This window comes from uncultured Nitrospira sp., from assembly GCA_902500695.1.
In the GTDB taxonomy this organism is placed as follows: Bacteria; Nitrospirota; Nitrospiria; order Nitrospirales; family UBA8639; genus Nitrospira_E.
The window spans coordinates 61,483-75,066 of record CABVRQ010000010.1 but is presented as its reverse complement, the minus strand read 5'-3'; the positions used below and the strand labels follow the sequence as shown (position 1 = coordinate 75,066).

Sequence of the window (13,584 nt, the reverse complement as noted above, 5' to 3'; positions counted from 1 at the left end):
AACGACTGAAACGCGCCGTGGCGATGTCGTTCTTCCAGAAGCCGATCAATAAATCCCCGTGCGATGTCTTTGATTTGCATGAAGCCCATGCGAATGGTCGTTCCCTCTCCCTCGTATGCCCATGCGCTGGCATTGATGTCCGGAGTGAGAACGGTCAGCCCCATCCGGCGGGCTTCTGATACATAGGCGAAGGTGGAATAAAACCCACCCTGGTTGCTGATGACGGCGGCCATGAATTCAGCAGGGTAATGGGCACGGAGATAGGCCGACTTACATGACACCTGCGCATAACTGGCTGAATGGGGCTTACAAAAACTATAGCCCGCAAAACTCATCGTCATCGCCCATACCCGATCAATGGTTCGAGCATCCACGCCCCGCATGCGCGCGCCATCGACAAACTGGCGTTGATAATCACGAAGCTGTCGTTCTTTATGCTTCTTGCTGAGAATTTTTCGGAGTTGATCGCCATCCTCCACGGAAAATCCTGCCAGGCCCATGGCCACTTTGGTGACATCTTCCTGATACACCATGATGCCGTGGGTTTCCATGAGCACGTCTTCCACTAACGAATGCAAGGGACGATAAGCGCCGCCATGGGCCCGCCGGACAAATTCTTGAATGAACCGGTTCGCGGCAGGACGAATCAATGATGAGACGATGACGAGATACTCAAAGACGTCGGCGCGCGCGCGCTGATCGGCCGGCATGCCTGTCCAGAGTTTTCTCAGAAGCAGTCGGGTGGCGGGCGATTCAATGTAAAAACACCCGATCGTTTCGCCACGTTGAATGAGCTGGTGTGTCTGGTGATCGGTTAACGGGTCCCAGGTGGCATAGTCGATGTGGCGGCCGGTATGTTCCAAAATTGCCGCAAGAGCATCGCGAATGACGGCTAAAGATCGATTGCCCAGGAGATCGATTTTGACCAGGCCGGCATCCTCCGTTTGATCCTTTTCCCATTGAATGACCGGAATACCTTTTGCCGCCACTTCCACCGGCACATAGCGACGGAGATCCTCAGGGACAATCACGATGCCCCCGCAATGCAGCGACAGGTGACGGAACCGTCCCTGAAGTTGAAGGGCGAGTCTGACAATGTCCGGCCATGGCTCGCAAAAATCGGTGAAGGTCGAGGCTCCATCAAGGGGCGAAAGTGGTCTTTTGCCATGATGTGGCGTTGAAGACGTTGAGGATGGGGAAGAGCGAGGTTTTCCATTTTCTCGGCTGGGGTGAGGGCGGGGGATCTGCCGGGTTACGGATTGGCTGCATGGAGAGACTGAGGACTGTTGAGCCGGAAGATCGATGAGCGGGAGACGAGTCAGCAGTCGACTCACCTGCTGAATTTCCGCCGGAGGCATGCCATAGACTTTGGCGACTTCCCGCACGGCTGCCCGGAGCGCCAGCGTATTCTGATTGGCCACCATGCCGGCCTGCCGGCTGCCATAGCGCGCGAAGACAAAATCTATAATGCGGTCGCGCTCATCCCAGGGAAAATCTATGTCGATATCAGGCGGATCGTGACGCCCGGGATTTAAAAAGCGTTCAAAAAACAGATTGTGACGGATGGGATCCACATGGGTAATGCCCAGGCAATAGGACACGATGGATGCCGCTGCGGATCCACGGCCACAGGTGCGAGGCGCCTGGCGGACAATCTCGTCGACTACCAGAAAATAATGGGCGTAACCTTTATCCCGGATGACGCCCAGCTCGCGTTCGATCCGATCGGTCACGACCGATGTCAGGGAGCCGTACCGCCATCGGGCCCCGTCGTAGGTCTTCTCGCGTAGCAGAGTGAAGGCATGTGGGTTGGAGAGTTGGCGAAAACTCGGGAAAATCGTCTCTTTGAACGACCACTCGGTCTGGCACTGCTGCGCGATCTTCCAGGTGTTGGCCATCGCGTGAGGCACATGGGGAAACTGTGATGCCAGCATCGCAGGCGGCATCAACCAATGGTTGGGTGCACAGCAGGCGTCCGGAGGTAATTGAGAGAGAGTCGTGTTCAAGGCGATCGCGCGAAGGATTTGATGGAGGGGGAACTCCTGCGGGGTCACGAAATGCACCCGGTTGGTCGCGACGGGAGGAATGTGTGTGCGGCGGCTAAAGGCCAGGGCCTGGTGCATGAGTGCGCCAGGTGAGAGCTCTACGTACAGATCTGTAGGTGAGTGACGTTTCCAGGCCGTCAGTGCGGGAAGGTCATCAGAGAGAATGATCAGTCCTTGGCGGTGTTCCTGAACCGAGGCGATGCAGTCAAAGGCGGCATCGCAATGGCGTTGGGAGAGCAGGCGGCAGAGGTTGGTATAGCCAAAAGAATCTTTGACCAGGAGCACGGCGCGGTGCCGGTTGTGGGTCAGTTCGGCTCCCAGGATCGGGCGTAAGCCATGGGCCTGTGCGACCTCGATAAAGCGAATGGCACCGTACAGGCCGTTCGTATCGGTCAGGGCAAGTGTCTCCGCTCCCTGTCCTCTTGCCGTCTGGCACAAGGCTTCCAGCGTAGACACTCCTTGCATCGGGGAGTACTCCGAATGAACGTGTAAGTGGACAAAGGCTGACATGAAGTAAGGCCTCAACGATGAATTGCACGCCTTTTTTTAATTAAAGTATCGCTTTATTTTATACGCGTGTTGATAACTTGTTGATGAAAGTAAGGCTTTATTTTTTCTGCCTGTGTATAACTAAATAATTAATGCTATTGGTTAGTTTTTATTATTTAAAAATGCAAAAAACCTATTATCTATTGGTTATTTTTCATGTTAAGCAATGCCATGAAAAAGACGATGCTCACGCCAAAGAGGCGAGAGCATCGCTAGGGAATTCCTCAAGATTCAGATATTTAATCTAAGCGAGAGGCCATGTGTGAGCGTCCCCATTGAATGACTTTCATGCCGAACCGGGTATGCAAATGATCAAGGGCTAATGCCAAGCGATGGGGACGGGGTGGTGTCTGAGGTTCTTTCTCGTCCTGTAATGGAAAGAGCGACAGTTGTTCGGGTGGGGGACGAAAGCTATTGCTTCGAATGGTCAGTGAGCGCACACGCACGCGTCGTTGGAAGCAACGACGGAATAAGGTCTGAGCTGATGGAAACATATCAACCTCCCAATGTGTGGGTGTGGATAAGACAGATGAGCGGTGAACCATGAGCTGATCACTAGAGAGTAGCGTCAGTCTGAGGCGATGACACAGGCGCTGTTGCCGACGTAGATCATGGCAGAGAGCATCCAGAAGACATGACAGGCCTCCAAGGAGCCGGTCCTGGTCAAGCGTATCCGGCTCAAAGAGATAGGAGTGGGTTAACGATAGCGAGGCCTCAGGAGATACGACCGGCAAGAAATCAATCCCACGTGCCCACTGGTAGAGCCGATGGCCCCATCGACCGCAGACGGCTTCCAAGGCTTCTAAGCTTACGGCGCTCACATCGCCGATGGTCTGCAGATTCAAGTCGGCTAAGCGTGCGTGGAGTGCGGTCCCTCCAGGACCTCGTAGCCCGGGGAGGATTGAGACCGGTAAAGGCGATAAAAAGTCCTGTTCGGAGCCTGCCCGGACATCACAGAGTTGAGGCGGCGTGAGGATAGAGCTGGCCATTTGCGCGACAAGTTTGTTGGTTCCGATACCGGCGACGGCTTGCAGTCCAAGTCGTGAGGTGACATCGCGCTCTAAGCGCATCGTAGTGTCACAGGTTGGGCCAAAGAGTCGAGTGGTCCCGGTCAAATCCAAATAAAAATGCCCCGGCCTAAACGACTCCCAAGCTGGTGCGATCGGTGTCATGAACGACACGAGGGCATGATGGGCTTGAGCAACACGAGCAGGGTTGGGAGGGACGAGCCGAAGCGAGGGACAGCGTCGTCTGGCCCGGTCGGCCGGAAGTCCCGGTATCACTCCGGCGTCTTCGGCTTCGGGAGAGACTTCACGGATGATGGCACGGGACGCATGTGCGGAAGCCACGGCGACAGGTCTGGTGCGTAAAGAGGGGGTATCGAGGCGCGCCAGGGCCACTTCGAATCGAGGAATACATAAACAGACAATCTGACGATCCATGGTTTTTCATCTAGCCACAATGCCGAATGACCCCGATCACCACTCCTTCAATCACAAATTCATCCTGCGAGGTCACCAGAATGGGAGCCATGGTCACGTTTGCCGGATGCAGTTCTATCTGCCCTTCTTTATTGTAATATTTCTTAATCGTCGCCTCCTGATTCACCAGCGCGACGACGGTTTGTCCATTTCGCGCCATTCGTTGCTTGTGTACAATCACCAGATCACCCGGCAGGATGCCTTCATCCCGCATCGATTCACCTTTTACGCGTAATGCGAAATTATCTCCCGTTCGCAGCATGGAAGGTGGAACCTCCACCAGTTCGGTTTGGGGAATGGGTTCAATCGGATTGCCGGCGGCGACGATGCCGGCCATGGGAATCTGTGTCGGAGAATCCAGTTGTGAGAGGATGGCTTCGACCACTCCAGGAATCCGGCGCATCCCGCATTCGTAGCGGGTAATGGTCATGCGAGTGGTGCGGAGGCGTTCAGCCAGTTGAGCTTGAGTTAATCCGAGACGTTGCCGAATCTGTTTGAAGGCTTCAGGCGTCATGTAACCAATGGTTACATGATGGCATGAGAGGTGTCAAGACGAGGTCGTTTGACCACCTTCGCATTCAGGCTGCATTGAAGATAAATATTATAACTAATTAATTTATTTAGATGTTTTTCCATATCTCTCTCATGCTGAAGGGTGCGGATCTCTCATGCCGTCTATGGACAGTCTCGGAGAATGTCGCCCATAAGACAGATCATCGTGAGATGACCGGTCAACAATGTTTTCTGTCCACGAACCAAGAAGTGATCAAGATCTACCCTATGAAAAAAGCCCGCATGTTCATGCAGGCGCATCCTGCACGGTCGCGCATCGCCGTGCAGGAATGTTGCTGCCGACATGCCTCAACATATTCGATGTTCACAAGAAAGAAGAGGAGAATCTGATGTTTGAATGGCTGACAAGTCCTGAAGCATGGATCGCATTAGGCACGTTAACCGCGTTAGAAATTGTCCTGGGGATCGATAACATTATTTTTATCTCCATCCTGGTCGGACGTCTTCCCGAGAGTCAGCGGGTGTTTGCCAGAAGAGCAGGGCTTGGTCTCGCCATGGTGGCGCGCCTGGGATTGCTGTTTTCGATTTCCTGGGTCATGGGACTCACTGAACCGCTGGTGACGGTGCTCACCCAGGCGATTTCAGGTCGTGATATTATTCTGGTCGGCGGTGGACTGTTTCTCATGGCAAAAGCTACGCATGAAATCCATAACAGTCTGGAAGGGCTAGAAGAAGAGAGCGGGCGCGCAACTGTCGCGGCCAGCTTGGGAATGGTTCTCGTTCAGATTGCGGTTTTGGATATTGTGTTTTCATTGGATTCGGTGATCACCGCGGTCGGTCTGGTCGATCAGATTTCTCTCATGGCCATCGCCATCATCCTGGCCGTACTCGTGATGCTGATGGCCGCACAAGCGATTGGAGATTTTGTCGATGAGCATCCGACCATCAAAGTTCTTGCCCTCTCCTTTCTCATTCTCGTGGGTGTGACCCTGATGGTGGAGGGGTTCGAGGTGCATGTCCCGAAGGGCTATATCTATTTTGCCATGGCGTTTTCCGTGACGGTGGAAATGCTCAATATTCGCATGCGGAAAAAACGGGCCCCGGTCAAACTGTACAAGACGATTTCCGAATAGCCGAAAAACAAGCGAGCGCGACAGGAAGCATTTAAAGGCTTGCACACAAGAGGGGAAAGAATATGATTTTGGCCACCCGTCTGTGTGGGGGAAGTCCTAGATGATGTGGTGCAAGATGCGTTATTGCGGATATTGGTGCTCGCGGCAGATCAATTGAATGTCTTGCACGCTTAACGGTTCTCGTGTCAAACCGCAGACGTACCCGTTCTTCTGACGATCTTCATTGAACCGACAGGTGTGGCAGGCACCAAAGGCTTTTCGTCCATTGGCCTGCTGCATGTCTCGCAAGATTGAGCGGAACACCGAAGTCAATTCAGCGATTTTCATGGAGTCCGTCATCGCCAGTGCCGGTTCCAGGCTTCTGGCGAGAAGAGATTTTTTAACGAGATGGCTACCCTTGCTGGTCGGCGCAAGGCGTACGATTCGTTTGTCCTCATTATCCGCTTGCTTCCGCAAATATCCCTTCTGCTCTAAAACCTTAAGCGATTGAGAGACGGTTCCCTTCGTGAGTCCGAGATACTCCGCCACGGCTTGCGGCGTATTCGAATAGCGATTGCATTGCGTCAGATATGTGAGGGCTTCCATCTGCACTGGCTGTAATCCGTAACGCAGACCAAACGCCCGTGCCTCCATCCGTTGCAGGTTGCATAATCGCTCTAGGACATCATTGGCTTCTTGTGCGCTCATAGGACAATTGTATCGCCTCGATACAGATTTGACAAATACGAATATCGCTGTTAAATTTCATTTAGTTTCGACTCAATACTAATATAAAATTTCAAAAAGGAGACAGGTTATGAAAAAAGCCGTGTTTTATCATGCAGGGTGTCAGGTCTGTGTGTCTGCGGAGACGATGGTGACTCAGGCCATTGATCGTCAGCAATACGATCTGGAAATCGTGCACTTTGCGAAAAAACCCGATCGGGTGGGTGAGGCCGAAACGGCAGGGGTGAAGTCTGTTCCGGCGCTGGTGTTAGAGGGGCAGGTGTTTCACGTGAATTTTGGTGCGTCCATGGGTGATGTGAAAGCCAGTCTTTAAGGCGAAAGACTTGATTTACAGGAGTGAGACGGATTGCGATAAATCGTCTGAACCGGCTCTCAGTTAGCAACGAAAGGAGAAAATGGTATGCGTGTCTGTGTGAAGGGTATGTATCTCGGGTTAGCTGTCGGGCTGTTCCTGAGTGGGGTTGCTTGTTCAACGGTTGAACCCCCGGCAGGAAAGGCGACGGCATCGTTGTACGACCGGTTAGGAGGAAAGCCGGCTATCACAGCCGTCATCGATGAATTTGTCGGCAATGTCGCTGACGATCAGCGTATCAACGGTCGCTTTGCCACTACCGATATCCCGAAACTGAAGGGACATCTGGTGGATCAAGTCTGTGGAGCGACTGGTGGACCCTGCACCTATACGGGCAGGGACATGAAGACGACGCATGCGGGAATGCGCATCAGCAATGCCGACTTTACGGCTATGGTGGAGGACCTGGTTGCTGCCCTCGATACATTCAAGGTTCCGCAAGCGGAACAGAAGGAGTTACTCGGGTTGCTCGGATCCATGAAGTCCGATATTGTCGAAATTCCATAACTCTACCTGGGGTAATTGGTTCTGTGATATTCTTGGGAGGATGTGCCTCATCCTCCCAAGTACCCTGGCTTGTTCTTATAGAGAGCACTAACGGGGCCTTGCGTAAAAGTCAGCGATACCTGTGAATGGCTGTGTCATCGTGCCGGGAGGTTACTATTCAAAAAGGAGAATTCAACGTGAGGAATGTTTCGCAAACCGAAATGGGAGTCGTTCAGTCGTTGTGGCGCTATCCAGTCAAGTCGATGAGGGGTGAGGTCTTAGACCTTGCTCAGGTCACCGCCCACGGACTTCAAGGAGATCGGGTCTACGCGATTCTGGATAAGGCCGATGGCAAAGTGGCCACCGCCAAAAACCCCAAAAAATGGCCGAATCTTTTTGCCTTTCAGTCGAGCCTCATGGAGGCGGTCAGTGACAATGAAATGGTCCCTTGCGTCCGCATCACTTTGCCCGATGGCACAATTATCACCAGCGAGCAAAAGGATCTGTCTCAGGTCCTCTCGCAAGCCCTGAACCGTGAGGTCTCGCTGGCAGTCATCGAAGGGGGCCGGGTAACTGGAGTTCAATCAGTCATGGCTGGAACCTGGATGGCGCAGTCGGAAGAATACTGGCCCGATATGGATGGCCGGGAGAAGCGGGACACGGTGACGGATTTTTCGCTTCCGACTGGCACTTTTTTCGATGCTGCCATGGTGCATCTACTGACCACCTCCACGCTCAACCAGCTTCGTGGTGCGTATCCGGAAGGGCGTTTCGAGGAGCCACGATTTCGTCCGAACCTGGTAGTGGAATCTGCAGGGGATGGGCAGGAAGGATTTATCGAACAAGCCTGGATCGATCATACACTGGGTATCGGGGACGAGGTGCGCCTGAAGATCACCGGCTCCTGCGGTCGTTGCGTGATGACGACATTAGCGCAAGGAGACCTTCCGAAGGACACAGGAATTCTTCGTACCGCTGTCCAACACAATTACGGCAATGTTGGGGTGTATGCGTCAGTCACACAGGGCGGTATGATTCGCTGCGGTGACCGCGTACGACTGGTCGACTAATCGGTCTTTGCATGTTTCCCATAGCCACCCGTCTGACCTTCCACTCGTTCACCAATTCTGATTGACTACTATGATTACTGAATTTGTCGTGACGGCGGGTGAAGCCCGCAAACGCCTTGATCAATTTTTAGTCAACCGTGAGCGGGACATATCCCGTTCCCGGTTGCAACGATTGATCGAGTTGGGACGGATCCGTGTCAATGCCAGGATGGTCAAACCGAGCCACACCATTCAACCAGGCGATCACATAACGATGGATGTTCCCCAGCCGGGACCGCTCCTGGTCGACGGGAAAGCCATGCCATTGGAAATTCTTCACGAAGATGAAGTCCTCCTGGTGCTGAACAAGCCTGCGGGAGTGGTGGTGCATCCCGCGTCAGGGAACTGGGAGGGCACAGTGCTCAATGCGCTGTTGGCCCATATTCCAAATCATGCCGATGCAGAAATGTCCAATGGGAAAACGGCGTTACCAGGACTGGTCCATCGACTGGATAAGGATACCTCCGGAGTGATGGTGGTCGCCAAGACCGATCATGCCCATCGTACGCTGGCGGCACAGTTTGAAACACACTCGATCGATCGAATCTACGAGGCACTCGTCTGGGGCACACCCCGGGATGAGCAGGGAGTGATCGAGTTACCCATCGGTCGGGATCGGGGAGAACCGAAAAAGGTTTCATCCAATACCGCGCAACCACAACGGGCGGTCACGGAGTATCGGATCGTGACGAAATTTGGGGACTTGGTCTCACGAGTGGTCTTGTCTCCACGCACAGGTCGGACACATCAGCTTCGCGTTCATCTGGCGTCTTTAGGGTGCCCGATTTTGGGGGATGAGACGTATGGCGGTCAGAACGTCTGCCGGGTCACGGAGATCGACATTCCACGGGTGATGCTCCATGCACGCACATTGGGATTTCAGCATCCCGTATCCGGGATACTGCAGGAATATTCAGTGGATCTTCCATTGGACATGCAAGGGATTTGTCAGTCGTTACTCTGTAGATAGTGGATTTTGACCCTCTGCTCCTCTCCTGGATTTGCAGTTAATCTCCATCAAGTTTTTTCTCATCTGACCGTTACAATCGAGAGAGATGAAAAAACAGAGCCGTCTGGCTTGAGCGGCCATGGGTTGAGGCGGGTTGGGCCTCTAAGATTTTTCGTAATCAATACGCATCGAGAAAGAATGAATCAAAATGTGGCGTAAGATACTCCTGCTGTTGATGGCGGTAATTGCAGGGTATGTGTCCAACGTGTCCAGTCAAGCCGCCTGTCTTGAAAATGCCACGTTCTGGTACTCCCATGTGATGATGTCGAGTCAGCCGTTTTTTGTGAAACTGGAACGGGAGCAGGATCACGTTCGTCGAGCTTTGGATACTGTCGAGGCTCCCTATACCGTGTGGCGTTCCGACCCCGATCAGCAAGCCTATCCACGAGTCGTCATTACCACCAGCTTCTGGTTTCCCTTCTTCGTTTCTGAACATTTTCATACCGAAGGGGATGCTTCAAGGCGGGTCGTCTTTACCGCTCACTATTTGGGACTGTTTGGCTTTGCCTTATCGGTAGGGGATTCGGTTGAGATTGCCGCCTAAATCCTGAGTGGGCAAGCACATTCATTTCCCACTTACTCTAGCCTTAAAAAAAAACTGCGGTTTCGCAATGTCAGTGAAAAAGGGTAATCACACTTGGCCGAAAGGTTTGGCTTTCTGCTGGATGTTAAGAATCATGAATTCAGCTGGTTTGAGTGGAGCGAATCCGATCATGATGTTGACGATGCCGGCAGTCTGGTCAGAGGCCGAAATGGTATCCCGCCCGCATTTGACAAAATAGGCCTCCTGGGTTTTTTGCCCTTGAAAGGCCCCCTGCCGGAAGAGTGATTGGAGAAATATCTCAATTGTTTGGCGAATGTGAGTCCACAGAGCTTCGTCGTTTGGTTCACCCACCACCCACCATAATCCCTGTTGTATGCTTGATTCCAGAAACAATCCCAGACGACGGACCGAAAGATACTGCCACTCCCTGGTGGGTGCGAGGGTCCGTGCACCCCATGCGACAAACTGTGACGGTGACATTTGCCGGATTGGATTAATCCCCAATTTAGTGAGTTGCCCCATTTCCGGTTGCGTCAGTGTCTGTTCGATACCCTGAATCCCATGAAGGATGGCCTCCGTTCCTGCCGGAGATTTCCATACTCCTCGTTGTTGATCGGTTCTGGCCAAGACACCAGCCATAGCTCCGCTGGCGGAGATGGTATGCAGGGGTGCTTTCTTAAGTGACTGGGGGACCTGGACACGCGGAACGTACATGGCCACATTCGGATGGTGAATGCCTGATTGATGCTTAAACCAGGTTATCAGAGTCCTGACCGTGTGTCGGGGGGTATCGCGTTGGGGGACATCCAGGACATACATCGCACGGTGTTTGGCAACAAGAGCAATGGCTGCATGCATGACTTTGATCGCATGGGTATCCGGGAGCTGCTCGATTTGAGGAATGATCAAAGTATTGAAACCCCCTATGCGGTCGAGAAGAGCAAGACCTTGCAGAAAGGGAGAGATGCCTTTGATCTGTCCCGTTCCGATGCGTACCACCCAAATGGTCTTTCCTCCATTATCAAAGAACTGTTTGATGCAGTGGGAGGAGAGAGCGTCTTTTGTTAGTCCCCCGTATTCTTTCTCAAATGCCACCCACGTCTGGACCTGTTGTGGAGACGTCATCGACCCCTTGGAAAATGAACCGATGATGGCCGCGGTTGAGGTGGAGGCCGGTTCGATCGCAGGAGGGAGGAAAGACTGTTTGTGGATTGATGTGCCGGGAGTCGAGTGAAATTTTTTCATAAAAAACCGTTCGATCTCTTTCTGTGGTCCTTAGCCTCAGAGAGTATGAACATCGTCATGAATCTGATAACGGCTATGGATCCGTATTGCATCATGCTTCGAGAGCCTCAGGAGGAACGGGCTGATACGGCCTTCAATCGCATGCTAGAGTTTCCAGCATAGGTTTCACCTCTGAGATTCTGATTTCCAAGAAAAAAGGCTGCGACCGTCAGACATTCGAGGCCGAACGGCAAATAGCCCGCGTAACCGAGGATCGGCATTTCCCCTATCTGGAGTATGTGGACGTAGGGAATTGAATATTCCCAATGGACAAGGCTGTAGGCATTCCACATCTCCCAAAATCCTCCACAAGCCAGGGCTGCCAGAGCGGAAAGAACCACGGGACTCCAGTTTCCTTTCGACAATGGCGACAGAACGGTTGGAACCCTCCGTATTATTTGTATTCCTAACATGATCAGAAGCGGGCTCACCCAGAGAAGAGAATACAGCAGCGTGGGCCAAATCCCAATCATCAGCAACCCGAAACAACCAAGACTGAACATCAGCCATCCCGTTCGTGGAGAATCGACCATGGAGATGGCATACCATTTCTCAAACGGTGCCTTCATCTGCACAAATGAAAAGAGGTACGCATAGGTAGCCAGGACGGCTGGCAGAACTGTTGAAAATGCGATGGTCGTCCAAAAGAATGTGAGAAGCGGATGAGCCTCCGGTATCCCGACGTAATGCCAGTTCTGCACGAACTGATTGAGGTATTCAAATATCCACCAAAAGATGGCGCTAAGGAAAAAGAGTTTGAAGAGAACTTTGGGCTGATTTATGAGAAGGCATTGGCCGGTTCGTGAAAAACATAAGGCATTGATGACGACAATATAGCCGAACCAAAGGAGCGGGAAGGTTTGTGGTTGCCATTCTTGAAACCAGGAAAAGCGCGTCCAGGCTAATATCCAGGCGAAAGCCGTCCATCCGACTCCCATCCAACCCCACCAGGGAAACCCTTTAGCAGAAGCGGATTTGACTGTGCTGTGGCACCGGGTTTTTCCATATCGCCACAGAAACGGGGCAAGAGTTCCAGAAATGAGCAGGGCCAGCAGGCCGAATATCGGCCAGGAAAGAGACGCCTCTCCTGCCTGTAGGGGAATGGGCAATAGAGTCAAATCGTAGGGAAGAGCTTGGCCAGATAAGACAATACCCAGAGGAGGCAGCCCAAAGAGCAAAAGAATAAGAATGCTGCTGCAGATTAACTTTGTGGAAAGCATTATTTTTTGCTATCTAATTTCCATTCTTTCAGTTTTGAGGGTATGTGGCATAAAGGATAAATCCAATCCAAATTGTTAGACCTACCCAAAAACTGATCTCTCTATATGGCAGTTCGCTTTTAAGGGCCTCCTTTTTTAATTGAGGTCGATAATACCCTAAGCTCAAAATACCAAGAAAAAGTTCTCCAGTTAACAGAAAAATTGGTGCAATAAAAGACAAAATTAATACCACTACAGTTCCAAAAATCGTCAAAATAAGGTCAATCATAAAGGCTTCCCACAGCACTACACTCACGCTTTCCCTTCCGACCACTGAAAATTCCTTCATCCACTTCCATTCACCTGCAAGAGACATTACCTCAACCAGAGGCTGAGTGAAAATCATCTGTAGTCGAAGAAAGTATTTTGAAACCTTACTTAGATTCTCTCCGACGAAAGCCGCAACAATTCGCTTTGTAGCCCTATCGCCAACAAAGCGATCAACCTTAAAACATTAAATAAAATCTAAGTGGCCTCAGAGTGTAAAAATACAGATATCAACCTGTAGAGATTAGAGACAGACGTGAAGCCTTGGTTCAGGTTAAATCAGACTGGTCATCTGAGCCAACAGCAAAGGATCCGGGCCAAGGTGGATACGCCAGAATTCAGCGTGATCCATTATGGAACGTGTCATGCGTGTGCCGAAGAGCACAAGATTATGGGAGTCCCAAGAATAAATATAGCCTTGGGAAGACCAGGCTGAACTCTTTTACCGTCTTTCCAGCCCGCATTTCCAGCATGTGGTGAATTCTTTTTGATGCCATTCCCCGCATCCGGAACAGGTCCATCTCGTTGTTTCGAGAGGCTTAGCTTCTTCCCACTCTTGAAGTAACCTGTTGGCCCGGTCAAAATCCTCGTCCTTCAGCACCCACAGTTCCGGGAAGACTTCAACAAACGGCACTTCCCCTCCCAGCATTGCCGAGCGTTGATTCTTGATTGTGGCCGGTATCCGAGCCTGATCTAACAGTTCTTTGCGCGTTTCGACGTCGATGAGGCTTTGAGAGACGTAGAGCAGTTTCATAGCAGATGGACGGTTAACCCGTCATTGAATATTCACTAATGGAGGTTAGATGTAGATATTCATGCTGAGGTTA

At 51.9% G+C, this 13,584-nt stretch carries 14 protein-coding genes; 6 read left to right on the top strand and 8 right to left on the bottom strand.

Annotated elements, in window-relative coordinates; translation table 11 throughout:
- The 3 genes from dnaE to lexA form a co-directional block, all read right to left on the bottom strand.
- A partial coding sequence (dnaE, locus tag AAH187_RS04365) for a DNA polymerase III subunit alpha (RefSeq protein ID WP_342347216.1) occupies nt 1–2,510 on the bottom strand: 2,510 nt, incomplete at its 3' end.
- 323 nt (nt 2,511–2,833) lie between these two features.
- Nucleotides 2,834–4,036 carry a hypothetical protein gene (locus AAH187_RS04360; protein WP_342347215.1) on the bottom strand — a complete coding sequence of 401 codons (1,203 nt, stop codon included), beginning with the start codon at nt 4,034–4,036 and terminating at the stop codon, nt 2,834–2,836.
- Between the two features lie 10 nt (nt 4,037–4,046).
- The gene (gene lexA, locus AAH187_RS04355) at nt 4,047–4,589 is read right to left on the bottom strand and encodes a transcriptional repressor LexA (RefSeq protein WP_342347214.1); all 543 of its coding nucleotides are present in this window, start codon (nt 4,587–4,589) and stop codon (nt 4,047–4,049) included.
- Nucleotides 4,590–4,812: 223 nt separating this feature from the next.
- On the opposite strand from lexA, the gene AAH187_RS04350 reads away from it, so the two are divergent.
- The gene (locus AAH187_RS04350) at nt 4,813–5,721 is read left to right on the top strand and encodes a TerC family protein (RefSeq protein ID WP_342347213.1); all 909 of its coding nucleotides are present in this window, start codon (nt 4,813–4,815) and stop codon (nt 5,719–5,721) included.
- Between the two features lie 120 nt (nt 5,722–5,841).
- Here the strand turns inward: AAH187_RS04350 and AAH187_RS04345 are convergent, their stop codons facing one another.
- On the bottom strand, nt 5,842–6,408 hold the full coding sequence (locus AAH187_RS04345) for a MarR family transcriptional regulator (protein WP_342347212.1): 567 nt from the start codon (nt 6,406–6,408) through the stop codon (nt 5,842–5,844).
- 109 nt (nt 6,409–6,517) lie between these two features.
- Here AAH187_RS04345 and AAH187_RS04340 point away from each other — a divergent pair, with 109 nt between their 5' ends.
- From AAH187_RS04340 to AAH187_RS04320, 5 genes are all read left to right on the top strand, one after another.
- Complete coding sequence (locus AAH187_RS04340) at nt 6,518–6,760, top strand: thioredoxin family protein (protein ID WP_342347211.1); 243 nt, start codon at nt 6,518–6,520, stop codon at nt 6,758–6,760.
- A gap of 87 nt (nt 6,761–6,847) precedes the next feature.
- On the top strand, nt 6,848–7,306 hold the full coding sequence (locus AAH187_RS04335) for a group 1 truncated hemoglobin (protein ID WP_342347210.1): 459 nt from the start codon (nt 6,848–6,850) through the stop codon (nt 7,304–7,306).
- 176 nt (nt 7,307–7,482) lie between these two features.
- Complete coding sequence (locus AAH187_RS04330; protein ID WP_342347209.1) at nt 7,483–8,355, top strand: MOSC N-terminal beta barrel domain-containing protein; 873 nt, start codon at nt 7,483–7,485, stop codon at nt 8,353–8,355.
- Between the two features lie 70 nt (nt 8,356–8,425).
- Nucleotides 8,426–9,364, top strand: a complete 939-nt coding sequence (locus AAH187_RS04325) for an RluA family pseudouridine synthase (RefSeq protein WP_342347208.1) — start codon at nt 8,426–8,428, stop codon at nt 9,362–9,364.
- Nucleotides 9,365–9,551: 187 nt separating this feature from the next.
- Nucleotides 9,552–9,947: a hypothetical protein gene (locus AAH187_RS04320; protein ID WP_342347207.1), complete on the top strand. Its 396-nt coding sequence runs from the start codon at nt 9,552–9,554 to the stop codon at nt 9,945–9,947.
- Nucleotides 9,948–10,034: 87 nt separating this feature from the next.
- On the opposite strand, the gene AAH187_RS04315 is transcribed toward AAH187_RS04320, so the two are convergent.
- The 4 genes from AAH187_RS04315 to AAH187_RS04300 all read right to left on the bottom strand — a co-directional run bounded on the left by AAH187_RS04315 (nt 10,035) and on the right by AAH187_RS04300 (nt 13,511).
- Complete coding sequence (locus tag AAH187_RS04315) at nt 10,035–11,192, bottom strand: phage tail sheath C-terminal domain-containing protein (RefSeq protein ID WP_342347206.1); 1,158 nt, start codon at nt 11,190–11,192, stop codon at nt 10,035–10,037.
- Nucleotides 11,193–11,299: 107 nt separating this feature from the next.
- Nucleotides 11,300–12,451: a hypothetical protein gene (locus AAH187_RS04310; RefSeq protein WP_342347205.1), complete on the bottom strand. Its 1,152-nt coding sequence runs from the start codon at nt 12,449–12,451 to the stop codon at nt 11,300–11,302.
- Between the two features lie 28 nt (nt 12,452–12,479).
- Nucleotides 12,480–12,806, bottom strand: a complete 327-nt coding sequence (locus AAH187_RS04305) for a hypothetical protein (protein ID WP_342347204.1) — start codon at nt 12,804–12,806, stop codon at nt 12,480–12,482.
- A gap of 393 nt (nt 12,807–13,199) precedes the next feature.
- A complete protein-coding gene (locus AAH187_RS04300; RefSeq protein ID WP_342347203.1) occupies nt 13,200–13,511 on the bottom strand; it encodes a DUF2007 domain-containing protein in 312 nt (103 codons plus the stop codon).
- Nucleotides 13,512–13,584 lie beyond the last annotated feature (73 nt).